A 25,491-nucleotide genomic window follows, 5' to 3' on the forward strand; every position below is an offset into this window, starting at 1 on the left:
ATGGCATATACATCAGCACTACGGCGTAACGTAGACGATTTGCGGGATACCGCCGAAGAGGCAGCCGGTCACCGCGAGGTTCAAAAGGCTAGCGCGTCCGTCAAAACCGGGCAGGCTGTGCCGTCCACGGCCGCAAAAGCAGGCAGCGTGGCCTTTCGCAATCTCTCCAAAACCTATCAGTCCTCAGCAGGTGCAGTACCTGCTTTGCAGGACATTGATCTGGACATTGAACCGGGTAGCATCTTCGGCATTATTGGCCGTAGCGGCGCGGGTAAATCCAGCTTGCTGCGTACCATTAACCGGCTGGAGCGCCCCACTGGCGGTCAGGTGCTGGTTGATGGCGTGGATATTGCTCAGCTGAGTGAATCCGAACTGGTGCAGCTGCGTCGCCGCATTGGCATGATCTTTCAGCACTTCAATTTGCTGTCCGCCAAAACGGTCTACGAGAACGTGGCCCTGCCGTTGAAAGTGGCTGGTGTGTCCGCGCAGAACATTGCCCAGCGTGTTCAGGAGTTACTGCAATTGGTGGGCTTGCAGGACAAGGCGGACACCTACCCCAGCCGCTTGTCGGGCGGGCAAAAGCAACGCGTCGGTATTGCGCGTGCCCTGGCAACCGGCCCGGAGATTTTGCTCTGCGATGAGGCCACTTCCGCCTTAGACCCCGAGACAACGCAATCCATTTTGAGTCTGCTTAAAGACATCAATCGTCGCTTAGGCATCACCGTTGTGTTGATTACGCATGAGATGAGCGTCATCCGTGAAATTGCGGATCGGGTATTGGTGCTGGAACAAGGCCGCATTGCCGAGCTGGGCGAAGTCTGGCGGGTATTTGGGAAACCGCAGCATGACGCGACCAAGGCCCTGTTGGCCCCCCTGCAACACAATCTGCCCGAAGACTTGAAGGCACGCTTGGTGCAACAGGCCCCCAAGAACGGCGTATATAGCCGCATCCTGCAATTGAGCTATAGCGGTGAAGGTGGCTGGGAGCCCGATTTACTGCGTATTGCCCGCAGCCTGCCAGGCCAGCCGCAATTGGTACACGGCGGAGTGGACCGTATTCAGGGCCATGCGCACGGCCGCTTGCTGGTGGCTATTGAAGGGCACGTCACCTTGCCTGATTTGAAATCCCTGACGCAAGGCCCGGCGGCTATCGCGCATCACATTGAGGACATTGGCTATGTTGTGGAATCTGAGTATCCCCGCTGAACGTTATTGGCAGGCTTTTCTGGATACCTTCATGATGGTGGGCGTGTCCGGTGTGGTGGCGTTCTTAGCAGGTATTCCGCTGGCGGTGCTGTTGATCGTGACGGCGCCCAATGGTTTCTGGGAGTCGCCCAGAATCAACCGCGTGGTGGGTGGAGTGGTTAACGGTTTTCGAGCCACTCCTTTCATCGTTTTGCTGGTCGCGCTGATTCCGTTTACGCGGCTATTAGCTGGCACCACTATTGGCGTCTGGGCGGCGATTGTGCCCTTGGCGATCAGCGCTACGCCCTTTTTTGCCCGCATTGCCGAGGTCAGTCTGCGCGAGGTCGATGGTGGCCTGATCGAAGCAGCCCAAGCCATGGGCTGCAAGAAGTGGGACATCGTGCGCCACGTTTACTTGCCCGAAGCCCTGCCCGGCATTATCGGCGGCTTTACGATTACCTTGGTGGCCCTGATCAGTTCTTCGGCCATGGCCGGGGCAGTCGGTGCCGGTGGTCTGGGTGATTTGGCTATCCGCTATGGCTACCAGCGCTTTGATACGCAAGTCATGGTGATTGTCATAGCCGTGCTGATTGCCTTAGTCACCGTGGTGCAGTTTGCGGGCGACCGTTACGTGCACTGGTTGCGCGCTCGATAAAGCCCAGGTGCAGGCTCCTTACGCTGCACTTACCTCTACCGTTTTTAGTCATTGAAAAGAGTACCGTATGAACGATCGGAATACTCAGGGCGGAGCTTTGCCTGACGCTCTTGCAGGACAGCGCTTGCCGCTGCCGCCCCAAGCACCTTATGTGATCGCCAGCGAGGCTGAAGCCCTTGTCATTGCGCAGCAATTGGCTGATGAATTTGCCCAGACTGCCGCCGAGCGTGACCGCCTGCGCCAGTTGCCGTGGGATGAGATAGAACGTTATACCGCCAGCGGCCTGGGTGCCATCACCATTCCCAAAGCCTACGGTGGTTTGGAAGCCTCTAACGAAACCCTGGTACAGGTCTTTGCCATCCTCAGCGCTGCAGATCCTTCGCTGGGCCAGATTCCGCAAAACCACTTTGCCTTGATCCAGAACCTGAAAGATACCGGCACCGACGCACAAAAGCAGCGTTGGTTCACGGCTGTGCTCAACGGGGCGCGCTTAGGGAATGCGGGGCCCGAGAAAAAGGGCAAGGCGGCGGTGATTACTGACATCACAGCGCATCTGCGTCGGGTAGCCGATGGCAGTTTGCGTGTCAGTGGCACACGCTTCTACTCCACCGGCGCTTTGTTTGCTCATTGGATTCCCTTTCGTGCGGCGGATGAGCAAGGTCGTGGCGTGCAAGTCTGGGTGCAGCGGGATGCGCCAGGAGTGCAGGTCGTTGATGACTGGAGCTCCTTTGGTCAGCGCACGACAGCCAGCGGTAGCGTGCTGTTCGAGCAGGTTCCGGTAGAGGAAGGCGATGTTGTCGAAAGCTGGCGTTTTGTCGATGTGCCTTCGCTTTCCGGTCCTATTTCGCAACTCATCCAGGCCAGCATTGATGCGGGTATCGCGCAAGGGGCTTTGCAGGATGCGCTGGATTTTCTGCGAAACCGGGCGCGCCCCTGGATCGACTCGGGCGTAGACAGTGCCACGCAGGACCCGCACATCATCCAGGAAGTGGGCGCGCTGCAAATTGAGGTGGATGCCGCCCAGGCCGTCTTGTTGGAGACGGCTCGTTTGCTGGATGCGTTTGCCGCTCAGCCTATTGATGCGGCCATCAGTGCCCGTGCGTCTGTAGCAGTGGCCGAGGCCAAGATTCTGACGACTGAAGCGGCGCTGAACGCCAGCGAGCAGTTATTCGCGCTGGCAGGCTCGTCGTCCACGCGTGCCGCCCATAACCTGGATCGCCATTGGCGCAATGCCCGCGTGCATACCTTGCATGACCCCGTGCGCTGGAAATATCACCTGCTGGGCAATTACCTGCTCAATGGCGCATCGCCGCGTTACCACCAATGGAATTGAGGCCATGACGACACAGATCTCCCCATCCGTACACATCATCCAGTCCGAGGCCCAGGCGCTGCAAGCTGCTGAACAATTCGCACAACTGATTGCCCAGAATGCCTTGGAGCGCGACCGTGACCGCATTTTGCCGTATCAAGAGGTCGAGCAGTTCAGCCAAAGCGGTTTGTGGGGTATTACGGTCCCCAAAGAATATGGCGGCGCAGGCGTTTCTACCGAGGTGCTGACCCGTGCGGTGCTGCGCATCGCACAGGCCGATGGCAACTTCGGCCATATTCCGCAGAACCACTACTACTCATTGGAAGTCTTGCGGGTGGGTGGCACGCATGAGCAAAAAGCCTTTTTCTACGATCAAGTGCTGCACGGAAAACGCTTTGGCAATGCCCTGGCTGAGATCGGCAAGAAGGACTTTGTACGCCGCACGCAATTGCTTAAAGAATCGGATGGCTGGTTTGTGGATGGCCAAAAATTCTATTGCACCGGTTCCCTGTTCGCGCATTGGATTCCCACCCTGACAACCTCGCCGGACGATGGCCGTCTGTATCTGGTTTTTGTACCGCGTGGGGCGGCTGGCGTGTCGCTGACGGACGATTGGGATGGCTTTGGTCAGCGCCTTACCGGCAGTGGCTCGGTGGAGTTCAAACGCGTCAGAGTTGAGCCGCAATGGGTGGTGCCGTTTACCGATTCCTTTGAACGTCCAACCACCATTGGCCCCTATGCCCAGATTATTCATGCGGCCCTGGATTTAGGCATTGGTCGTGGTGCTTTCGAGGCCACCTTGCCCTTTATCCGCGAGCATAGCCGTCCCTGGATAGCAGCGGGCGTGGATACGGCGGCACAAGACCCCTTGCTCTTGCAGGAGCTGGGCAATGTTCATGTACGTTTGCGTGCGGCTGAAGCCTTGCTGGCGCGCGCCGCCCGCTTTGTGGATGCCGCCCAGCGATCCCCGGATGAGGACAGCGTGGCGCAGGCGTCAATTGCCGTCGCCCAAGCCAAAGCCTTGGCGACCAGTGCCAGTGTGCTGGCTGGCAGCAAGCTGTTTGAACTGAGCGGCACCAGTGCCACGCAAGTCCAACATGGACTGGACCGCTATTGGCGCAACGCTCGCGTACATACCTTGCATGACCCGGTGCGTTGGAAGTACCACGCCATTGGCAATTACGCGTTGAACGGTGTGCGCCCGCCACGCCATGGAGCGTTGTGATGCTGATCAAAAGGGTCGTGTGCTTAGACACGGCATCCGCCCTAGCCCCTCATAACTAATTAAGCACAAGCAGGCCAGTTTTTCCCATGACGGGTCTGCCTTTCGCCTTCCTCTTTTTTGACTGGATTTTGATTTATGAATGTCTCGCAATTTCTGAAAAAACTGACTGTTCTAAGCGCCGTCGTAACGGCTGCTTTATTGACGGGTACGGTAGCGGCCGCCCCTTTGAAAATTGGTGTAGTCCCCGGTATTTTTGCGGATTCGGTTGAAGTCGCAGCCCAGGAGGCCAAGAAACAGGGTCTGGACGTTGAGGTGATCGAATTCACCGATTGGGCCACGCCCAATGTGGCACTAGATGCGGGCGATATTGATCTGAATTACTACCAGAACAGCAATTACCTGGCTAATGCCGTGCGGGACAAGGGCTTCAAGCTGGTCAGCGTACAGCCGGGGATTTTGTCCTACCTGGGGCTGTATTCGTTGAAGCATTCCTCGCTGGCTGATCTCCCCGAGGGGGCCAAGGTGGCGATTGCCAGCGATGCCGTCAATGTGGGGCGTGGGCTGCGTTTGCTGGAGCATGCCGGCCTGATCAAGTTGCGCCCAGATACGGGCTTGCTGGGAACGCCGGCCGATATCGTCGCCAACCCCAAGAATCTGAAGTTTGTGGAAGTGGAAGGCCCGCAACTGGCCCGTGCCACACAGGATGTGGATCTGGCCCAGGGTTTTCCGTATTTCATTCTGGCCTCCAAGGCTTTTGATGCCACCAAGGCCCTGTCGCTGACCAGTTACGAGGATGATTCCTGGGCGATTCAGTTCGTGGCCCATAGCGACAAGGCGGCCGACCCACGCATTGCCCAGTTTTTGCAGGTCTATAAAACCTCGCCTGCCGTGCGCGCAGCTATCGACCAGTTCTACCAGGGCGAACCCAAGCTGTATCGCCTGACCTGGTTGAAAAATTAAGCAAGGAGATGACCCATGACGCAGCCCAAGAAACACATCCATATCAACGCCTTCAATATGAATTGCGTGGGCCATATCCATCATGGTTTGTGGACGCACCCGCGTGATCGCTCGACCCAGTATCACACCCTGAAGTATTGGACAGATCTGGCACAGACCTTGGAAAAAGGCCTGTTTGACGGCATTTTTCTGGCCGATGTAGTTGGTTATTACGACGTGTACCAGCAAGGTGTGGATCTGACGCTGCGTGAAGGCATTCAGTTGCCGGTAAATAATCCCTGGCTGCTGGTGTCGGCCATGGCAGCGGTGACTGAACATCTGGGGTTTGGGCTGACGGCTACCGTAGCTGCACATAATCCCTACACCTTTGCGCGTGATGTCAGCACGCTCGATCAGCTGACGAATGGCCGCATCGGTTGGAATATTGTCACCGGTTATGTGGATAGCGGAGCGCGGGGTTTGGGTCAGGATGGCCTGGACGCGCACGACAGCCGCTACGACCGTGCCGAAGACTTTCTGCAATTGGCCTACAAGTTGTGGGAAGGCAGTTGGGAGGACGCTGCGGTCATTGCGGATAAAGAGCGCCGCATCCATACCCTGCCCGAGAAAGTACATACGGTGCATCATGAAGGGCCGTTTTACCGCAGCAATGCCATTCACATGAGCGCGCCTTCTCCACAGCGCACGCCCTTGTTATTCCAGGCGGGAACCTCGGCGCGTGGTTTGCAGTTTGCGGGGCACCATGCCGAAGGTGTTTTTATTGGTGCTGGTAATCCGGAGGCAGCCAGAGAGTCGTCCCGCAAGTTGCGTCAGGCGGCCGTGGACGCAGGGCGGCAGGCGCAGGATCTGAAGATTTACGCCGGTGTGGCGGTCGTCACGGGGACGACCGAGGCCGAGGCGAAAGAGAAATACGCCGACTATCTGGCCCATGCCAGTTCCGAAGGCGGCTTGGCGCATTTTGCCGCCAGTACGGGCGTGGATTTTGCCCAGTACGACCTGGATGAGCCCATCAGTTTCGGGCCCAGCAATGCCATTCAATCGGCAGCGACAGCCGCACAAAAGCAAGGCTGGACCACGCGCCGCAAACTGCTGGAGCAATTCACCTTGGGCAGTCGCTACAAGACCATTGTGGGCGACCCCCAGCAGGTGGCCGATGCACTGACGACCTGGATTGATGAGGGCGAGATTGACGGTTTTAACCTGACCCGCATTGTCGTACCCGAAACCTGGGAGGACTTTGCCAGCCATATCGTTCCTGAACTGCAAAACCGTGGCCGCTACCGAACCGCTTATGAAGGTGGAAGCTTGCGTCATCAGCTGTTTGGCCAGGGCGATCGCTTGTCGGCGCAGCATCCGGCGGCGCAGTGGCGGCATCCCGTGGCGGGCTCGTCCCATGACTCGGGATCGGTATCAGAAGAAGCTGTTTCTTCTGCATTGCAGGCGACCTGATAAAGCCAGAACAGAGAGTACATAGCGTGCTTCAAGCACGCCCGTTTACGAGCATTTTTATAAGGTCCAGACCATGTTGTTTGCCCGTCTTTCCTTTCGTCTTTTGTCCGCTGTGGCTGCTTTGGGTTTGGCGGGCAGCTTGTCTGCCGCGCCATTGAAAATTGGCGTCACACCCGGCTCTTTGGCTGACTCCGTAGCTGTTGCCGCCGAAGAGGCTAAGCAAGTGGGCCTGGAGGTGCAGGTGATCGAGTTCACCGACTGGACCACTCCTAATACGGCCTTGGCATCGGGTGATCTGGATTTGAATTACTTTCAGCACCAGGCCTTTTTGGACCATGCCGTAACGGAGCGGGGCTACACCATAGCAAGTGTGGCTTATGGTCTGCTGCCCAATATCGGTCTGTACTCCAAGAAATACGCATCGCTGGATGCTGTGCCTGATGGCGCTTCTGTCGGTGTGGCGAATGATCCCGTGAATCAGGCGCGTGGCCTGCTGTTGTTGCAAGCGGCTGGCCTGATTCAACTGAAAGATGGGGTGGGTGCGCAGGCCTCGATCAATGATGTGACGGGGAATCCCAAGAAATTGCAGATCGTGGAAGTGGAGGGGCCGCAGTTAGTGCGTGCCGCTGACGACTTGGCACTGGTGCAAGGCTACCCGGCGCACTTCGTCAATGCGGGTCAGGCGGAGTTGGCCAGCAACGCTTTGCAGTACTCCACGGTGGATGATCTGTACTACGCAATCCGCTTTGTGTCGCGCAGTAGCCATAGAGATGATTCACGCATCCGCCAGTTTGTCGATATCTATCAGAACTCCCCCGCGGTGGCAGCGCAGATCGACAAGTCTTTTGCGGGGGATGCAAAGCTGTATTCCCTGCCGTGGAGAAGTGCGAAATATGCCTCCATCACACAGGCCCCTTGACGCTTTGCACCTAGGCGCCTTGTCGTTTTACCGCCTAAGGTCCAGCCGCCCTCCATCTTTGTTTTGATTTGCGTCGAGCCGATACAAGGCCATCCAATTTGACCCAAGCTGATCCAGTCGCGGTCGACAGCTGTATGGGGATTCCCACCAGGAGCCAGACCATCATGATTAGTGACACCGCCTTTCTTGCCCATGACCATGCTCCGGCTTCGACCCCGCTAAAACGGGGTGAGGCTGCGGCATCTGCACCTACCCCTGGGGCCGTAGCTGCATCAGTAAACGCCCCAGCCCCTGAACTAGGTATCTTGCGCGAACGTTTCAGCGCCCTCTTTCAGCGTATTGCGGATACCGCGGCTGAACGCGAGCACACACGCACCTTGGCCTACGCCCCTATTTTGTGGCTGAAAGACAGTGGTTTCACGGCCTTGCGCGTACCGCCTCAATGGGGGGGCAGTGGTGTGTCCATCCCGGTGTTCTTTGAGCTTTTTCAGGATCTGGCGGCGGCGGATTCCAACGTCGCACAGATTTTGCGGCCACATTTTGGTTTTATCGACCGGCTTTTGATTGACCGTGATGCGGCCACGCAAGCGCATTGGTTACCTCTGGCAGGCCAAGGCGCGGTGTTTGGAAACGCCACGACCGAGACAGGTGTGGGGGCCGTAGGCCACTTGCAAACTACCTTGGAGCCGGATGCCGAGCACACGGGCCAATGGCGCTTGAATGGACGCAAGTTCTACAGCACGGGCACTCTGTATGCAGATTGGGTCATTGTGGTGGCCCGCAGCACTACGCCGGGGCAAGCCGATGACGTTGTGAATGCGATAGTGCCAACGGAGCTGGCCGGCGTGGAGCGTCTGGATGACTGGCATGGGTTTGGCCAGCGCCTGACCGGATCGGGCAGCACGGTGTTTACCGATGTGCTGGTACCCGAGAGCAGTATTATTCGTTTCCCACGCCAGGAGCCCACGCCTTTGGTCGCGTATTTTCAGCTGGTGCATTTAGCCACTTTGGCTGGCATCGCCCGCGCCGTGCAGCGTGATGCCGTCACTTACGTGCAGGCCCGTAAACGGGTTTTCAGCCACGGCAGTGCGGCTCTGCCCAAGGAGGACCCTCTGGTGCAACATATTGTGGGCGAGCTGGCCAGCACGGCTTACATCGCCCACTTGGCGGTGAACGATGTGGCAACACATCTGCAAGCCATCGCCGAGCAGCGACGGGCGGGCGTGGAGGTTTCACGGGCCACACTGGATGCGCTGGAACTGCGTACCGCACAGGCACAGGTTGCCGTGGTGGAGCCAGTCTTGCGTGCAGCAACGCGTTTGTTTGATGTGGGCGGCTCTACCGCTTTGGAAGAATCGCGTCGTCTGGATAGGCACTGGCGCAATGCGCGGGCCTTGGCCTCGCACAATCCAGTTATCTACAAAGCCCGTTCGGTGGGGGATATCTTGTTGAACGAGGCCGAGCCTGTGTATTACTGGCATGTGGGGACAAAAGCCAATTAAGCCGATGACGCTGAGCCACTGCGTTAACACGCTAAAGGGCACGAATACAGCGTGCTCTTTAGCGTGGGAGTTTTGAGCGTGTAGATGTCGTACAACTTGACTGCTTTGGCCGTCGTGGCTTTAGGTGTGAAGCTGGATTGCAGTTATCAAAGCCACCCGCGTGGATGGTTTGTGGAGTGAACCAAGCCGATTCTCTCGGCTTGTTTATCTATAGGTTTAGTCCACAGGGATCGGCTGCATTGAGATCAGAGTTTGTCAGGTCCAAACTACGAGGGCAGTTGAAAGAGCCTGGCCGCATTGCCATAGAACAGTTTGTCCAGAATCGCATCCTTGAACCCCAGCTGCTGAAAGTCCTCAATACTTTGACTAATCGGACGGAAGGTATAGGACGAGCCAAACAGCAACTGCTCGGACAGGAAGCTATTGGTTGCTTGCACATACCCCTCGTTTCCAGGCTGGAAAATGTACATATCCGGCACCAGATGCACGTTCTCGTGCAGAAAGGCCAGGCCTATGGCCTGCTGCACATTGGGCCAATAGCCGTGGTAGACCACCAAAGGCAGGTCTGGAAAGGCTTTAGCCACTTTGGCCAAGCCAGCTGGGTCGTTAAAGCGAGGGTCTGGCGTGGTGGGGCCACTCATCAGAAAGACGGGCACGTTCAAGTGGCGGGCCAGTTCGTAGATGGGCCAGTAAATCGGGTCATCCGGGTGACGTGCCGGAACACCAAAACCGGGCTCGATATCGATGCCAGACAGGCCCAGTTCCTTGATGGCGCGTTCGGCCTCCGCCAAGGCTTGCTGTTCGCCCTGCAGAGCCGGATCAATACCGGCAATGCCCAGCAATTCCTTATGCCCATGGACGATCTGGTGGATGGTGTCGTTGGGCAAATGCTGCGATGGCGTGTGGCGGCCTACCACGACGGCTTTGCTTAAACCCGCCTGCCGTACTTCGTCTAAAAACCCCTCTTGAGTCAGCGATTTTTCAAAATGGGTATCGCTGCCTAGGGTGCCCACGCGGCGGTTTAGCCAACGTGCTGTTGCGTGTTCAGGCGAACCGGGCTCTGCCCCAAAGAATTTGTGCAGGAAAGCGGGTCTGCAACGCAGGTCTATGATTTTCTGGCTCATGATGCGGAAGAAAGTTGCTGGTTTTGAACACCGCGTGCGTCAAACGCACCACCGGTCTGGGCGCGATCACTGACGGTCACAGCCCGTTTACCCAGAAGCGGGAAGACCAGTTCGGCAAAGCGTATGGACTCTTCCAGGTGCGGGTAACCCGAGAGCACAAAGGAGTCGGCCCCCAGGTCTATGTACTCCTGCAAGCGCTGGGCCACGGTTTTGGCGTCGCCTACCAGGGCCGTGCCTGCCCCACCCCGTACCAGGCCTACACCTGCCCACAAGTTGGGCGACACTTCCAGTTGATCGCGACGGCCACCGTGCAGGGCAGCCATGCGTTTCTGGCCCACCGAATCCATCGTGGCGTAATTGGCTTGTGCCTTGGCAATGTCCTCGTCAGTCAGTTTGCTGATCAGGCGGTTAGCCTCGGCCCAGGCTTCTTCATTGGTTTCCCGCACGATGACGTGCAGGCGCACGCCCAGTTTCAATGTGCGGCCCCGCGCGGCAGCACGGCGACGGATATCCTCAAATTTTTTGCCTATTGCAGCAGGGGGTTCACCCCACGTCAGATAGGCGTCCACATGCTCCGCAGCCAGATCGTGGGCGGCGTCCGAGGAACCGCCGAAATACAGTGGGGGATAGGGCTTTTGCACGGGAGGAAAGATGTTGCGGCCGTTCTCTACCTTGAAGTGTTTACCCTGGAAATTGACGGTCTCGCCGGATAGCAGTTGACGCCAAATGCTCAGGTATTCATTGGCGTATTCGTAGCGGGTGTCGTGATCCAGAAAAATCCCTTCGGCAGCCAGCTCGGTGGCATCGCCGCCAGGCACCACATTCAGCAGCAAGCGACCATGCAAAGCCTGGTCCAGCGAGGCGGCCTGCCGTGCGCTGGCAACGGGCGAACCCAAGGAGGTACGCAGTGCCACCAGCAGCTTGATGCGTTGGGTAACCGGTACCAGACTGGCTGCCACCACCCAAGGGTCCAGGCAGGAGGCACCGGTGGGAATCAGCAGGCCGTCATAGCCCAGGTTTTCGCTGGTGACGGCAATGCTGCGCAGGTACTCGTTGGTCGGTGCACGGCCAAAGTCGGATTTGCCCAGATAGCGGGTATCGCCCGAGGTGGGCAGGAACCAGAAAATATCAGGTGTGGTGGAGGTGATTTGGCTCATGCTGCCTGGGCCTCCAGAAGGGTGGCGCGTTGTGGCAGGCGCGCCTGTACGCCTTGCAAGATGGGTATGGCCAGATCCACGCTGCGCTGTAGGTGTTGCTGTAGGGCTGTGCTGCTGATTTCGCCGTCCTGTATGTCTTCGGGCGTGGCGTATACCCCGATTGGCAAGGTTAGTGCCTGGAAGAAACTGAACAGGGGCCGCAATTGGTGCTCAATCACCAGAGCGTGGCGTTGGCTGCCCCCGGTAGCGGCCAGCAGCACGGGCGTGCCGTTTAAGGCGTTCATATCGACCAGATCGAACAGGTGCTTGAGCAAGCCCGGAATGCCTGCACGGAAGATGGGGGAGCCCACAATCAGAAAGTCTGCCTGTTCAATAGCGCGGATGGCTTGGTGAGCATGGGCTGGCAAGGCGTCCGTGGACAGGGCTGCGCCCAGTTCGGGCAGCAGGCTGACCAGTTCGATGTTTTGTACGTCCAGTGCCAGTTGATCGTTCAGTGTGTCGCGCAAGGCATCCAGCAATACTTGTGTGCGGGATGGACGGTGCAGGCTTCCATTCACAATGACGGTTTTCAGGGGGCGGCTCATGGCAATTCCTTGCAGTGAAATCAGGGCGAGGTGCCGCCAGGAAACGGGGGCACCCGTGCGAGTCAATGTCTTGTATTACATGCCTGTTCACCGCTGCCGCGAAAGACAATTAGCTCATGTGTTTATGGGGGTAGCGGGCCCTTACGCTTTTGATTTGCATATGAAAAGTAGTTTTATTGAATGTGAAAAAATGAGCCCCCGAATAGCAGAGGCTCAAAGCATTGCGATAGGCAAATAAGGTTCAAAAAAGAGTGCCATGCCAAAACTGGATAGTCCGCGCTGCTGTTGTGCCAGAGCTGGATAGTTTGGTGCCAAATGGATTCATAGAATGAAAGCAAGCCAATCCGGGGGATTGGCATCCGACTGTGTCGCAAGCACGGCGGTTTTATTTCTATGAGAGAGACAAGTCATGACTCAAAACAGCACCCCACCCTACATCGAGATCGAAAAACGCATCGACAAGGTACGCGACGAATACGCTCTGGTTGAGGGCCATTTCGATACATCGGAAGAAACCTCTCCCTGGATTCCTTTCGGCCCCAATATCTGGCTGCGCCACCTGAGCTTTGATATCCGCAATAACACCTCGGTGCATATCATGCGTGCGGACAAGGGCGGCTCCTTGGGGCGTCACCGCCATCGCGCTGTGGTGACGGGCTATATCCTGTCTGGCAGCCTGCGTTACGAGGAATACGACTGGGTCGCCCGCGCAGGTCACTACATCCATGAAAGCCCCGGCCGCACTCACACTCTGGTGTCCGACGAAGGTATGGAAACTCTGTTCCATCTGGGCACGCCCATCGAGTTCCTGGACGAGAACGACAACATCCTTGAAATCATTGATGTGTTCTGGATGATCGACCACTACACCAGCTACTGTAAGCAGCACAATCTGCCCATCAACCAGTCCATGTTCATCTAGGACTGTTTGAGGCTTGTGTGCCGTGTCTGCCCCGTTTGATGGGGCAGTTCCTTGAAGCGTTGCTGGTAGTAAGCAGAGAAGCGCCCCAGATGTCCAAAGCCATGCGCCAGTGCCACCTCGGTGACGTTGGGGCGGGGGTGGCTTTGCAGTACCTGATGCGCGGCGTCCAGACGCAGATTGCGTACCCAGGTCATGGGGGACTGCTTGTAGTGACGGCGGCACAGCAGATGCAGGAAGCGGGGGCTCACACCCGCTGCCTGAGCCAGATCATCCAGTGAGAGGCTGGCGTGCAGATGCGCCAGCACATAATTCTTGGCCTGGAGCAGACGCATTTGCCCTGCTCGGGCAGCGGCTCCCATGGATTCATCCATCAGCGCTTGCACGGCCTGTTCATCGGCTGGATGACACAGCAAAAACAAGGCCAGACTGCTTTCAATATGCTGCGTCCAGCTTGTCGGGCGATCGCTGTTTTGCGCTGGTAGTAGAAGCAGATGCTGGATGAGATTGGCCCATTGCGGGCTCATACAGGGGGCCAGCTTGTAGACGCAGCCTCGGGTCATACCCTCTTGTCCCAGAGTCTGATGGCCCACGCCATCAAATAGGCTGTAAGGGATTTTCACGATCAGCTGTTCGCAACCGGCTTGCCATAAGGTGCGTACGTTATGGCGGGGCGAGACCACGGCAATATCACCGGGATAGGCCGTTAATTTGTGGTGACCATCGCTGATGAATTCCGCGGTGCCCTGCAGGGGCATTTGCACTAGACAGAAATCCCCGAAAGCGTCGGCCTGAATTTCTACCTCGGCACCGTAACCCAGCCGCATCAGGCTGATCTGATCAATATCGCGGCGGTACAGGCTGGTATTGATGCGCCCTCGACCCCAATGCAAAGCATGCCGGGAAATAGCCCGGCTTAGCGGCTGATGAGACAGCTCGGCGCTGTGAGATTGGAAGATTGGATGACGGTACAACACCGACAGATCCAAGCCATTTTCTGCCGACATTGGGAACCCCCGTTCCAGAGCATAACGATGCGCGTGATCAGCTCGTAGTGTAGGAGTTGTGCGGCTTGGCGTGCATGGGGGCTATCCCTGATCGTGGCTTTGATCTGGATAAATATCCTTTTTTTACAATAGGATAGACGATTTATTTGTTTGCTTGAGGTTTAAAAGAAGCAGCCTGAGTTCAGGTTCTGTCCTTAAGACATGAGCACATGACGAATTCTGAACTTTTAGCGCCCTGCTGCATGGTCTCCATTGAGCGTCATGATGGCACTTTCAACCGTGCTGACCATGCCGTTCTCTGTCTTAGATAAAGGGCCGGATAATCAGCTGCAAGCCCAGTACAGCCAGAAACAGCAGCAAGCATTGTTTGAAACGGCGCGGGCTGATGTGCACGCGGATTTTCTGCCCCAGCCACATGCCTAGCAAAGACGGCAAAATCACCAAAGTGGACATGCCTAGCTGATTAAGCCGGAACACATCGTGCATGAACAAGCCGCCTGCCAATGCCAGGGTGGAAACAGTAAAGGACAGCCCCAAGGCTTGCACCAGTTCATCCTTGTCCAGATTCAGGGCTTGCAGATACGGCACGGCGGGCATCACAAAGACACCGGTAATGCCTGTGACGATACCGGTCACCAGACCAATCAGGGGGGATAGCCACGGCTCCAGGCGAGGCGGAATGGTCAAGGCGGGAGCCAGTAGTGCATAGCCTGCGTAGATCAAGAGGGCAATACCCAAAGCCATGCCCGACAGTTGCGGGGCGGTATTGGCCAGCAAGGATGATCCCCATAAGGTGCCCACCACAATGGTCACAATCAAAGGCCAGAGTCGACGCAGCAAAGAGCCTATTGCTGGTCCTGAAAAGCATTGCCAGACATTGGTGACAAAAGAGGGAATCACCAATAAGGCAGCGGCAGAGGCGGGAGACATCAGCATGCCCAGTAAGCTCATGGCCACAGTGGGCAGACCCATGCCCGTAATGCCTTTGACCATGCCAGCGACCAGAAAGATGAGGCTGATCAGGGAGAGAAGAAAGAGAGATTCGTGCATGCCCGTATTGAAGCGTGGCGGTTAGCTGGGCACAATGTGGATTTTAGGGCATATCCTTCGGTTTATCCGAAGGGTTTAAGGGTGGTGGCATGCGATTGGGTTTAGCGGATCTTCATTTGTTCTTGAGCATTGTTGATGCTGGCAGCATCACGCAGGGAGCGGTACGCGCCAATCTGGCACTGGCTTCAGCCAGCGAGCGTTTACGGCGTATTGAAGAGGATGCAGGCGTGCCTTTGCTGGAGCGTTTGCCGCGCGGTGTGGTCACGACGGAAGCGGGCGAGGCGCTGGCCCACCATGCACGCCTGATGATGCGTCAGCATGATTTGTTGAAGGGAGAGTTGCAGGATTTTGCGACCGGGGCGCGGGGGACTTTGCATTTTTACGCCAATACGGCGGCCTTGACGGAGTTTCTGCCGTCTCGATTGGCTCCTTGGTTGGCGCAGCGGCCGAATCTTCACATTGAACTGAAAGAGCGCACCAGCGCGGATATTGTGCGCACAGTTGTCGCTGGTTTGGCCGAGGCCGGTGTGGTGTCGGATGCGGTACAGGCTGCAGGGCTGGTGTTGGAACCGGTTGCTAAGGACTATCTGGTGCTGATTATGGCGGCGGCTCATCCTTTGGCGGCGCACAGCAAATTGAGCCTGCCTGATGTTCTGCATGAGCCCTTCGTGGGTTTGATGCCCGGCAACGCTTTGCAAGACCATATCGACGAACATGCGCGCGCTGCCGGTCATGCTCTGGCCCATCGTATCCGCATGAAAACCTTCGAGGGGCTCTGCCAGATGGTGGCCCACGGTGTGGGTCTGGGGATTGTTCCGCAAGGCGTGGCTGGCCGCTACAAGCGCCGCCACGGCTTTGTAGCGCGGCCTTTAAGCGACATCTGGGCCAAGCGCTCCTTGTGCCTGTGTTATCAGGAGTGGGACGCCCTATCCAAACCCATGAAGAGCTTGCTGCAACATTTGGGGGCTAAAGCTGAGGCCTGAACTCCAAGCCTTTTGACTGGAAATCATTTCCTGCCCGCTCGTGTTGCAAGCAGCCAGTGGGGGAATGATAGGCGTACGTCGCGTGCTGGTTTCCGCATTTTCTGTCGGATTAAGCGGCTCGCCGGTATCGTTATTCCAGCCCTTCCATCTTGGTCGCCACAAGTGGTTCTTGCGATGCTGCGGGCTCAGTCAGGCTAACCTTTACCCCAATATCAGCCGGTTTCGCGTAGTGCAGGCTGCTGGTTACCAAGGCATTGACGCCCGTTGCAGCATACGCGGCGGCATTGCCTGCATGAATCCCGCCCGCCGCCAAAATTGTGATGTTGGGATGTGCCTTGCGTAGAGCAGGCACGATGTGTGCCAGCGTTTCAGGTGGTACTTTGTCGAACTGCACCACATCCGCGCCAGCTTGGGCCGCACTATAGGCTTCGTCCAGATCTGCCGCTTCGATCACGATTTTCTTCTCGCACAAAGCGTATTTATGGCGGGCAATGGCACGGGCCACCTCTTCCCAACCGCCCATCAGGGCGCGGTGCTGAGGGAAGATCAAAATGGTTTCACCCAGGCCCAAGCGGTGCGGCATGGCTCCGCCCGATAGCGTGGCTTTTAAAGCCAGCTTGCGTACACCGGGGGCATGTTTGCGGGTGGTTAAGACAGCAACGGATGCATTCACGGTTTGCACGGCCTGCACGACTTGATGTGTCAGGGTGGCAATGCCGCAGGTAAATTCCAGCAGGTTTTGCCCTACTTTCCAGGCCCGCAGCAAGGTGTTTGCCGGGCCTTGTGCCTGCAAAATAGTTTGGCCGGGCATGGCCGCCACACCGCTGGGTGTGTAATGCTGGGTTTGCCCGCCACAAGAGCGCACAATTTCTGCCACTTCTTCTGTGCCGGCGATGCGGATAGGATCACGCGCCACATAACGTAGGGTGGTGTTCTGGCTGTGCAGGCCCAGCATATGGCTGGTCAGGTCCAGATAAGAGGCGTCTTCGCCAATCCACTGATCGAATTGGCTTTGTTCAAAAAAGACCGTCATTTTTGACTCCCGTAGCGCCGCAGCGCCCAAAAACAGGTCAGTGCTGTCAGTCCCAATAGCCAGGACAGAGCATTGGCACAGCCTGTGTCGCCATCCAGGACGGCGTTGTAGATCGATAAAGACAGGGTTTCGGTACGGCCCGCGATATTGCCACCCAACATCAGCGAAATGCCGACTTCGCCCATGGCTCGGCCACCAGACAGAATCAGGCCAGTTGCCAAGGCAGGCCGTAACAAAGGCAGCTCTACCCGGAAGAAGTAAGACCACCTGCCGTGGCCCAGCGTGGCAGCGGCTTCACGCAGCCGTGGCGACAAGCTGTTCATGCTGTTCTGCACGGGTTTGACCATTAAGGGCAAGCCCGCAATAAATGCCGCAATCAATAAGGCCACAGGCTGGAAAACAATATTGGGCGACCAGCCGGTGGCATTGGCCAGCCAGCCTTGCCGCCCCAATGCAAGCAACAGCAAGTAGCCAATCACAATGGGTGGAAAGACCAACGGCAGGCTTACCAGCGAATCGAGCAACCCATGGCCTGGGAAGCGGGTTCTGGACAAGATCCAGGCCAAGGCCACACCCAGAACCAGTTGAGCGACCAAAGTGGCGGCCAGCACAGTCACACTCAGGCCCAGCGAGCTGCTGGTGCAGCTCATCCAGGCAGGCATTACAGGCCGTGGCGCTCAAGAATGGACTTGGCCTGCCCGGAGCCCAGGAACTGTGTCCAGGATTGCAAGGCGGGGCTGTCAGGCCGATCCTTGAGTACCGCCAGGCTGAGATCAATCGGGTCATGGCATTGAGCGGGCATGGGCAACATAGTGCCTAGCTTGTCCTTGTGGGCCAGTGCTTCGCTGCGGTTGATGAAACCCGCATCTACCTCGCCGTTCAGCAAGTAAGCAGACACTTGCGGCAGCATGGCGACCTCGAGCGTGCGGCCATTAGCCTGGATTTTTTCACGCTCCATGCAGGTGGTGGCAGCTCGGCCATAGACCGTTTTTTTTGCATCGCCAATCGCAATTCGGGCATAACCGGGCTGCTGCAAATCCTGGATGGAATCAATGGTCTTGCCCTTGGGCACGGCCAGCATCAGGGCACCCTGACTGATGTTTACAAACTGCTGGGCAATGCCCATGGGCTCCAGGAAAAAGCGGTCACCGATGATGGCGGCAATCTCGGGGTTTTGTTCACTCTGGGCACGCACTTGTTGCATATTGCCAAAGCTGCTTTCCACGGTCAGGCCGGTTTCTTTCTTGAAGGCATCCATCAACTCAGTGACGGGTTTACGGTAGCCGGCGCCAGTGGCAATCAAGAGGTCGGAAGCATGGGCCGTGGTGGCAGCCGCCAGCAGGCAGGCGGCGGAAAACAGCAGAGATTTCATGGGGGTTCCTGACGATCAAATTCGTTATAAGCTTAAGTTTATAACGAGAAAGAACAGACAGGGACTTACTGAATGTTTTTAGAGTGTGGGCTTGGAAATCTGTGTCAGGTGCTGCGGTCCGATAAGGCGTGTGAGGGCTTCCGGGAGGACGGTAAACAGCGGTCAATTAGACGGGGTTCCGGAGCATGGAATAACGGTATAGCTGTCGTGTGAAACTGATGTTCCCATCGCTTGGCTTACGGCTTACGGCTTACGGCTTACGGCTTACGGTTCAAGGTCCAGAGCTCAGGACTTAGGGTAACAATCCCGCGTCTTTCAGCGAAGGCTCTTCATACACAGAATCTTCCGCTGGATAGCGTAGGTTCGGCATGTTTTGAGCCTTGGCTAATGCCCAGATGATGCTTTCCCCGGCAGGCAAGGTATCGGGTAATTGTGCGTAGAGCGGGTCTTGAAATGCCGCCTCTGTAGAGGTGATAGTCCAGCCTTCTGCGGTGAATGCCGCGATTACATCCGACAGCGCAGCCGCATTGAGTTGGTTGGTGTGCAAGAGGATCACATGCGCTGGGCTACGCCCCAAAACCTCCTTGGCCAGTTGTTCGTAATAGCGGGCGCGTTCAAGCAGGTGGCGGATGTAGTGTTGTTTGACACGTTCGGCCTTCGCGCTATCGCCTGCCTCTACATGTGCGGCAAAGATCCGGCTGTAATACCAGTCGCTGGCATCAATAGACACGGGCGCGCTCTTGTAGCCATGCGCCGCCATCCATAGACGGAAACCGTCCCGTTTGGCGGCGGTATCGCCTTCCTTCAAGTAGGGAAAACGCAGCATGGGGGTGAAGGTGGGGAGGTCTTTGAATGCGGTATCCGCCAGCTCCACATCAGCAATGAACTCTTCCAGGGTGAAGGCTGGATCGGCCAGACTTTTATGGCTGGCGGTATGGTTGCCGACCCAATGTCCTTGTGCTGACCAGGAAGCGACCAGTTCAAGCCCATCCGTGCCGCCCAGGCGGGCCAGCGAAGGGAACAGCGTGGCCTTGATCTTGTGTTGCTGCAAGCTCTCCAAGAGCTGTGCGTTCCATTGAGCCGCTTGCGGTTGCGTGGTGGGGTTGAAACCGTCGTCAAAGCTAAAGGCCAGGGTCTGGGCATAGGCCCAGGAGGTAGAGGCAGTCAGGACGGCAACAGCCAGCAAGCGCAGGGGAAGGAAACGGAAAGCCATGTAGAGAAGTGGACTGCGTAAAAGTGGTGGCAGAAAACGAGCGGTAGACGGCCTTGTTCAGGTGTCTACACGCATGGTGGTGGCGGAATGCCTAACCTTAAACGAAAAAACCCCCATCCTGAACCAGCAAGATGGGGGTTTTTCGGGCACTTGCCACCCGAAGCTAGGCTCCGGGCGACAGTGTGTGCTTTAGGCTTGGGCGGCTTTGAACGCCAGACGCCACTGATGCAGCAAAGGCTCGGTGTAGCCGTTGGGCTGTACCAGACCTTTCAGAACCAGATCCTGCGCAGCACGGAAGGCAAAGGAACCTTCAAAGTTGCCGGCCATCTTGGTGTAGACGGGGTCGCCAGCGTTTTGCTGGTCCACCACCGCCGCCATGCGCTGCAGCGTTTCAACCACTTGTTCGTGGGTGACGATGCCGTGCAGCAGCCAGTTGGCGATGTGCTGGCTGGAGATACGCAAGGTAGCGCGGTCTTCCATCAGGCCAACGTCGTGGATGTCCGGTACTTTGGAGCAGCCTACGCCCTGGTCAATCCAGCGCACCACGTAACCCAGGATGCCCTGAGCGTTGTTGTCCAGTTCTTCCTGAATTTCTTTGGCGGACCAGCTAGTGTCGGTCGCGACAGGAATAGTCAGGATGCTGTCCAGGTAGTCGTTGGTGTCGCCTTCCAGACCTTTCTGGACGTCGACCACATTTACTTGGTGGTAGTGCAAGGCGTGCAGCGTGGCAGCGGTAGGCGATGGCACCCAGGCGGTGTTGCCACCGGCCTTCACGTGACCAATCTTTTGCTCCAGCATTTCAGCCATCAGGTCAGGCATGGCCCACATGCCTTTACCGATTTGGGCACGACCACGCAGACCGCATTGCAGGCCAACCTGAACGTTGTTGCGTTCGTAGGCAGGCTGCCAGTCAGCTTGTTTCATGTCCGCTTTACGCACCACGGCGCCAGCTTGCATGCAAGTGTGAATTTCGTCGCCAGTACGGTCCAGGAAGCCGGTGTTGATGAACACCACGCGCTCGGTGGCTTGGGCAATGGCGGCCTTCAAGTTCACGCTGGTACGGCGCTCTTCGTCCATGATGCCCAACTTGACGGTGTTGGGAGCCAGGCCCAGCAGGTTCTCAACACGGTCAAAGATTTCGCTGGCAAAAGCCACTTCGTCAGGACCGTGCATTTTGGGTTTGACGATGTACAACGAGCCGCTGCGCGAGTTTTTCTTCAGTTCCAGGTCACGCATGCCGATCAGGGTAGTGATTACGGCGTCCAAGATGCCTTCAGGAATTTCGTGGCCCTCGCCGTCCACAATGGCGGGGTTGCTCATCAGGTGGCCGACGTTACGCACGAACATCAAGGAGCGGCCAGCCAGAGTCTGGGTAGCGCCCTGTAGGTCGGTGTACTGGCGGTCTTCAGCCAGACGGCGGGTAAATACTTTGCCGTCTTTCTTGATTTCTTCGGTCAGCGAACCGGTGACCAGACCCAACCAGTTGCGGTAGGCCAGGGTCTTGTCGTCGGCGTCCACAGCAGCCACGGAGTCTTCGCAGTCCATGATGGTGGTCAGGGCCGATTCCAGGGCAATGTCTTTTACGCCAGCCGGGTCGGTCTTGCCGATCGGACTAGTGGCATCGATCTGCAGTTCAAAGTGCAGGCCGTTATGCAGGAACACAATGGCTTCAGGCGCATCAGGCTGACCACGGTAACCCAGCAGGGTTGATGGATCTTTCAGGCCAGTGGTACCACCGTTTTCCAGGGTAACGCGCACAGCGCCGTCAGCGATGGTGTAGGAAGTAGCCTGGTCGTGGCTGCCTTGAGCCAGAGGAATGGTGTCGTTCAGGAACTGACGGCCAAAGGCGATAACCTTGGCACCGCGCACGGCGTTGTAGCCACCGCCACGCTGGGCACCGTCGGTGTCAGGAATGGCGTTCGTGCCGTACAGAGCGTCGTACAGGCTACCCCAACGCGCGTTCACGGCGTTCAGAGCGTAGCGTGCGTTCATGATAGGCACGACCAACTGAGGGCCACCTTGTTCGGTGATTTCTGTATCGACGTTGGCGGTGTTGACCTTAACGGCGGCAGGCGCCTCTTTCAGATAGCCGATGGAGCTCAGGAAGCTCTTGTAGGCGGTCATATCGCTGATGGGGCCTGGGTTGGCACCGTGCCATTTATCCAGCTCAACTTGCAGGCGGTCACGTTCAGCCAGCAAGGCGCGGTTTTTAGGTGCCAGGTCATGGACCAGCTTATCGAAACCAGCCCAGAAGGCTTCGGATGAGATACCTGTGCCGGGCAGGGCTTCTTGTTCGATGAACTGATGAAGCACCTCGGCGACTTGCAATCGCTGGCAGGAGATTCGAGTGGTCATGTGTACCCTTGCTGATAGTTAAAAGTGATTCGGTACAGCGACGGCCAATAGGGCCGGGTCGTTGCAATAACCTGGTCAAGAGCACATTCAGATCTTGCTGAATCGCGGGCATAAAGGCCCACGTGGCGCCAGGACACAAATGACATCAGAGGGCAAGCAGCTTACTTGAAGCGAAAATCACTAAAAAACGCTAACCCATTGTAAATTAGCCTAATTACAAGCTAATTTGCGCGATGACGAGCTATGTCTCACACGCATGCCGAGCACACTGCCAGGTTGGATAACTTAAATTATGAAGGACTGACGCAAGCTGAATTTAATACTAAAAGTATTAAGACTACATACTTAATGTATTTACTGGTTTTGGGCAAGTCTTATATATGAGGTAGAAGACGTGCCCGGCTTCAGATTGCCCTCATAAGCCACCGCATCAGGCGCCTGACGAAATATCGAACAGGCCCGCCAAGCCGCTTGTATAGCGCCATTAGTATAAAAACAAGGCTGTGGAGCAGTCACTTGGAAATGGACTGCAGGCAGTCGAGGTGTCACAAATGGAATTTGCCCAAAACGGGGATAAAGCCGTTTGTTCAGATGACGTCTGTGAGTGAATTCAGTCTCAAAACCACAGATAGTCGTGTCCATTGTGTGGACAGCGGGGCTTGTAGTTCAGTCAAAAACCAGTAACGACATTTGCACAAACGGGTTGGCCGTCATCCGCTTCTTGGGCAAGGGCTGGAAGGTGATGGCGTTGGAGTGACGAACGTTGTCAGTGCGCTGTTTTCAGGTCTTGAATCCAGATGGATTGCAGGTGTGGAGACAAAGACTAGGCCGCTGTTCAGTTAAAAGGCCGTGCGAAGGCAGAGAGATTCCAAAGGTATAGGGACGATGACATTAGGTGCAAGTGCCCAGGGGCGTCTTGCCTGTCCGTTCAGGTGGGGTAATTCGCGCAAAGAGGGGTGGGCCAAGGTTTGTGCTGCCTGTGTGGGATTGGCCGGTCTGCAAGCTGCGGCTGAATTTGTCATAGAGCCGTGTAGGAGCGAGAACAATAAACAGCTTATGATGCTTGCAGATCTGCTTGTCTTTGTTTCCCCTTGGAATACTTGTTATGTCTGATCCCAGCGGTTTTTCCCGTATCACGTCCACGCCTGAATTAATGCCCTTCACGGGCTATCTGGATGCCGCCCAGGCTTTGGAACAGTTGCGCGTCATTTATGACCGAAACACCGCCTTTTTGCGCGACTCCTTTGCCCAGTGTCTGGAAACCGGATTTCCTCGCGGACAGCGCTTTAGAGCCTGCTATCCGGCTGTGCGTTTGCGAGTCGATACATATCAGGAAGTTGATAGCCGTCTGTCGTATGGGCACGTCGTGGAACCCGGTGTGTATATGACCACCCTCACCGCGCCCGGCCTGTATCACGATTATCTGCTGGAGCAGTTGGAACTGCTGCTGCGTAATCACGGTGTGCAAGTGGAAGTGGGCGAGTCCGCCGTGCCGATCCCGCTGCACTTCGCCTTGAATAATGGGGTGCAAACGACGGTTACCACCGTGCCCGAATCGCCCGGTGATACCTTGCGTGATCACTTCGATGTGCCCGATCTGGCCTATATGGACGATGCCATCGTCAACGGTACATGGGAGCGCGTGCATAACGAACCCTTGCCGCTGGCCCCCTTTACCGCGCCGCGTATCGACTATTCCTTGCATCGTTTGCAGCACTACAGCGCCACCCGGCCCGAGTATTTCCAGAACTTTGTACTGTTCACCAATTACCAGTTCTATGTGGACGAGTTCTGCCAGTGGGCGCGTGAAGTGCTTCAGGCGGACGATCAGGGCTATATCGATCTGGTGGAGCCGGGAAACATCATCACCCCGGCAGGAGCCAATGCCGCCACGACAGGCTCGCCCCTTGCTCGTGCGCCGCAAATGCCCTCCTACCACCTGCGCCGTGCCGATCATTCCGGTATTACCTTGATCAATATTGGTGTGGGGCCGTCCAATGCCAAGACCATTACCGACCACGTGGCGGTGTTGCGTCCGGCGGCTTGGTTGATGCTGGGTCATTGCGCTGGTTTGCGTACCACTCAGCGTTTGGGAGACTACGTGCTGGCTCATGGCTATGTGCGTCAGGATCATGTTCTGGATGAAGACCTGCCAACTTGGGTGCCTATCCCTCCTTTAGCCGAGATTCAGGTGGCTTTGGAGCAAGCCGTGGCCGAGGTGGCCGGCCTGTCTGGCTGGGAGCTGAAACGAATCATGCGTACCGGCACCGTGGCGTCCATTGATAATCGGAACTGGGAGCTGCGTGACCACCACGAGCCTGTCCGGCGTCTGTCCCAGTCTCGGGCAATTGCGCTGGATATGGAGTCCGCCACGATTGCGGCCAATGGCTTTCGTTTCCGGGTGCCTTACGGAACCTTGTTGTGCGTGTCGGACAAGCCCTTGCATGGCGAGCTGAAACTACCGGGCATGGCCAGCGAGTTCTATGCGCGTCAGGTGGGCCAGCATTTGCATATTGGGATTCGGGCCCTGGAGTTGCTGCGCGATATGCCTAAAGAACGATTGCATTCACGCAAGCTGCGCAGTTTCCTGGAAACGGCGTTTCAATAGGCGCGAAGGCATCGTTGCTGCTGGCTGCATGTGTCAGCGTGAGCCTATTCCGCTTTTTAGAGGGCAAGGCTCAAACGCCCTTGGTACTTACTGTGATCTGGCGGTCGCTTAAAGCCACGGCCTGAATGTTGAATGCTCTTATCTAGCCTTGTATTGGTTTTGATATAGACATTTTGTCGGGGACAGGAATAAGAGTTTTTGAGGCCGTGCTTCCAGACGATGCACGGCCTCCTGATTTCTTTGGGGAAGCAGACACGGATATGGATAAAGCATTTCAAGATTTTTATGCCGACAACTTCAGCCATTGCTACGGTTGCGGCAAACATAACCCCGATGGCCATCAGCTAAAGAGCTATTGGGATGGCGACAATACCGTGGCTCGCTACACACCTAAACCTATTTACAGTGGTGGTGTGCCCAAGCATGTGTATGGTGGCTTGATTGCTTCGCTGCTGGACTGCCACGGCACTGCCTCTGCGGCTGCGTTCATCTACCGGGATTTGAATTGCGAGATGGGCACTATTGAGGAGCCGATTCGTTGCGTGACGGTTTCATTGAAAGTGGAGTTTCGTCGTCCCACGCCGATGGGAACGGAGCTGACGGTTCAGGGCACGCTGCGTGAGCTGGACGGGCGCAAGGTCTGGGTGGATCTGTCGTTAAGTGCGAATGGCGAAGTCTGTGCAACAGGTGAAATGCTGGCGATTCGTTTTAAGGAATAGCAGGCTCCTTGCCGAGCTCGCCTCGCTGGTTGCAAGTTCCGTTTTGGTGGATTCAAGGCTTAGTGTTAGGCCGTGGTGTTGCTCTGTCCACAGGCGTCTCGTTTTCTACTTGAAACCGCTGGCCCAAATAAAAACGCCGAGCCAGAAATGGCTCGGCGTT

At 56.7% G+C, this 25,491-nt stretch carries 22 protein-coding genes; 12 read left to right on the forward strand and 10 right to left on the reverse strand.

Going from position 1 to position 25,491, the window contains the following annotated elements:
* The 8 genes from IE156_RS16390 (at window position 1) to IE156_RS16425 (ending at window position 9,207) form a co-directional block, all read left to right on the forward strand.
* Window positions 1–1,206 carry a methionine ABC transporter ATP-binding protein gene (locus tag IE156_RS16390; protein WP_189393717.1) on the forward strand — a complete coding sequence of 402 codons (1,206 nt, stop codon included), beginning with the start codon at window positions 1–3 and terminating at the stop codon, window positions 1,204–1,206.
* The gene (locus IE156_RS16395) at window positions 1,178–1,840 is read left to right on the forward strand and encodes a methionine ABC transporter permease (RefSeq protein WP_189393718.1); all 663 of its coding nucleotides are present in this window, start codon (window positions 1,178–1,180) and stop codon (window positions 1,838–1,840) included. Before IE156_RS16390 ends, IE156_RS16395 begins: the two co-directional genes overlap by 29 nt.
* A 67-nt stretch (window positions 1,841–1,907) precedes the next feature.
* A complete protein-coding gene (locus IE156_RS16400; protein ID WP_189393719.1) occupies window positions 1,908–3,173 on the forward strand; it encodes an SfnB family sulfur acquisition oxidoreductase in 1,266 nt (421 codons plus the stop codon).
* Between the two features lie 4 nt (window positions 3,174–3,177).
* A complete protein-coding gene (locus IE156_RS16405) occupies window positions 3,178–4,377 on the forward strand; it encodes an SfnB family sulfur acquisition oxidoreductase (protein ID WP_189393720.1) in 1,200 nt (399 codons plus the stop codon).
* 135 nt (window positions 4,378–4,512) lie between these two features.
* Window positions 4,513–5,337 (forward strand): MetQ/NlpA family ABC transporter substrate-binding protein, encoded by an 825-nt coding sequence (locus IE156_RS16410; RefSeq protein ID WP_189393721.1) that lies wholly within the window; start codon window positions 4,513–4,515, stop codon window positions 5,335–5,337.
* 15 nt (window positions 5,338–5,352) lie between these two features.
* Window positions 5,353–6,786 (forward strand): LLM class flavin-dependent oxidoreductase, encoded by a 1,434-nt coding sequence (locus IE156_RS16415; protein ID WP_189393722.1) that lies wholly within the window; start codon window positions 5,353–5,355, stop codon window positions 6,784–6,786.
* A gap of 73 nt (window positions 6,787–6,859) precedes the next feature.
* Complete coding sequence (locus IE156_RS16420) at window positions 6,860–7,705, forward strand: MetQ/NlpA family ABC transporter substrate-binding protein (RefSeq protein WP_189393723.1); 846 nt, start codon at window positions 6,860–6,862, stop codon at window positions 7,703–7,705.
* A 164-nt stretch (window positions 7,706–7,869) separates the two neighbouring features.
* Window positions 7,870–9,207 carry an acyl-CoA dehydrogenase family protein gene (locus IE156_RS16425; RefSeq protein WP_189393724.1) on the forward strand — a complete coding sequence of 446 codons (1,338 nt, stop codon included), beginning with the start codon at window positions 7,870–7,872 and terminating at the stop codon, window positions 9,205–9,207.
* Between the two features lie 266 nt (window positions 9,208–9,473).
* On the opposite strand, the gene IE156_RS16430 is transcribed toward IE156_RS16425, so the two are convergent.
* From IE156_RS16430 to msuE, 3 genes are read right to left on the reverse strand one after another with little or no spacing between them, the layout of a single operon-like run.
* The gene (locus IE156_RS16430) at window positions 9,474–10,331 is read right to left on the reverse strand and encodes an amidohydrolase family protein (protein ID WP_189393725.1); all 858 of its coding nucleotides are present in this window, start codon (window positions 10,329–10,331) and stop codon (window positions 9,474–9,476) included.
* Window positions 10,328–11,488 carry an FMNH2-dependent alkanesulfonate monooxygenase gene (gene ssuD / locus IE156_RS16435; RefSeq protein ID WP_189393726.1) on the reverse strand — a complete coding sequence of 387 codons (1,161 nt, stop codon included), beginning with the start codon at window positions 11,486–11,488 and terminating at the stop codon, window positions 10,328–10,330. Before ssuD ends, IE156_RS16430 begins: the two co-directional genes overlap by 4 nt.
* On the reverse strand, window positions 11,485–12,072 hold the full coding sequence (gene msuE / locus IE156_RS16440) for an FMN reductase (RefSeq protein ID WP_189393727.1): 588 nt from the start codon (window positions 12,070–12,072) through the stop codon (window positions 11,485–11,487). Before msuE ends, ssuD begins: the two co-directional genes overlap by 4 nt.
* 409 nt (window positions 12,073–12,481) lie before the next feature.
* On the opposite strand from msuE, the gene IE156_RS16445 reads away from it, so the two are divergent.
* Window positions 12,482–12,994 carry a 2,4'-dihydroxyacetophenone dioxygenase family protein gene (locus IE156_RS16445; RefSeq protein WP_189393728.1) on the forward strand — a complete coding sequence of 171 codons (513 nt, stop codon included), beginning with the start codon at window positions 12,482–12,484 and terminating at the stop codon, window positions 12,992–12,994.
* Here IE156_RS16445 and IE156_RS16450 read toward each other — a convergent pair.
* Together IE156_RS16450 and IE156_RS16455 are read right to left on the reverse strand one after the other, a co-directional pair.
* Window positions 12,991–13,998, reverse strand: a complete 1,008-nt coding sequence (locus IE156_RS16450) for an AraC family transcriptional regulator (RefSeq protein ID WP_189393729.1) — start codon at window positions 13,996–13,998, stop codon at window positions 12,991–12,993. The genes IE156_RS16445 and IE156_RS16450 overlap by 4 nt on opposite strands.
* 303 nt (window positions 13,999–14,301) lie before the next feature.
* A complete protein-coding gene (locus IE156_RS16455; RefSeq protein ID WP_189393730.1) occupies window positions 14,302–15,048 on the reverse strand; it encodes a sulfite exporter TauE/SafE family protein in 747 nt (248 codons plus the stop codon).
* 89 nt (window positions 15,049–15,137) lie between these two features.
* Here IE156_RS16455 and IE156_RS16460 point away from each other — a divergent pair, with 89 nt between their 5' ends.
* Window positions 15,138–16,031: a LysR family transcriptional regulator gene (locus tag IE156_RS16460; RefSeq protein ID WP_189393731.1), complete on the forward strand. Its 894-nt coding sequence runs from the start codon at window positions 15,138–15,140 to the stop codon at window positions 16,029–16,031.
* Window positions 16,032–16,161: 130 nt separating this feature from the next.
* Here the strand turns inward: IE156_RS16460 and modD are convergent, their stop codons facing one another.
* The 5 genes from modD to IE156_RS16485 form a co-directional block, all read right to left on the reverse strand.
* Window positions 16,162–17,064: a ModD protein gene (gene modD / locus IE156_RS16465; protein ID WP_189393732.1), complete on the reverse strand. Its 903-nt coding sequence runs from the start codon at window positions 17,062–17,064 to the stop codon at window positions 16,162–16,164.
* Window positions 17,061–17,714: a molybdate ABC transporter permease subunit gene (locus tag IE156_RS16470; protein WP_229841434.1), complete on the reverse strand. Its 654-nt coding sequence runs from the start codon at window positions 17,712–17,714 to the stop codon at window positions 17,061–17,063. Before IE156_RS16470 ends, modD begins: the two co-directional genes overlap by 4 nt.
* Before the next feature lie 11 nt (window positions 17,715–17,725).
* On the reverse strand, window positions 17,726–18,436 hold the full coding sequence (gene modA / locus IE156_RS16475; protein WP_189393734.1) for a molybdate ABC transporter substrate-binding protein: 711 nt from the start codon (window positions 18,434–18,436) through the stop codon (window positions 17,726–17,728).
* 292 nt (window positions 18,437–18,728) lie between these two features.
* Window positions 18,729–19,649 (reverse strand): polysaccharide deacetylase family protein, encoded by a 921-nt coding sequence (locus IE156_RS16480; protein ID WP_189393735.1) that lies wholly within the window; start codon window positions 19,647–19,649, stop codon window positions 18,729–18,731.
* A gap of 189 nt (window positions 19,650–19,838) precedes the next feature.
* Window positions 19,839–22,004, reverse strand: a complete 2,166-nt coding sequence (locus tag IE156_RS16485) for a malate synthase G (protein WP_189393736.1) — start codon at window positions 22,002–22,004, stop codon at window positions 19,839–19,841.
* A 1,105-nt stretch (window positions 22,005–23,109) separates the two neighbouring features.
* On the opposite strand from IE156_RS16485, the gene IE156_RS16490 reads away from it, so the two are divergent.
* Together IE156_RS16490 and IE156_RS16495 are read left to right on the forward strand one after the other, a co-directional pair.
* A complete protein-coding gene (locus IE156_RS16490) occupies window positions 23,110–24,612 on the forward strand; it encodes an AMP nucleosidase (RefSeq protein WP_189393737.1) in 1,503 nt (500 codons plus the stop codon).
* Window positions 24,613–24,872: 260 nt separating this feature from the next.
* Window positions 24,873–25,331 carry a PaaI family thioesterase gene (locus IE156_RS16495; RefSeq protein WP_189393738.1) on the forward strand — a complete coding sequence of 153 codons (459 nt, stop codon included), beginning with the start codon at window positions 24,873–24,875 and terminating at the stop codon, window positions 25,329–25,331.
* Window positions 25,332–25,491: the final 160 nt, after the last annotated feature.

The organism is Alcaligenes pakistanensis (genome assembly GCF_014652815.1).
In the GTDB taxonomy this organism is placed as follows: domain Bacteria; phylum Pseudomonadota; class Gammaproteobacteria; order Burkholderiales; family Burkholderiaceae_B; genus Alcaligenes; species Alcaligenes pakistanensis.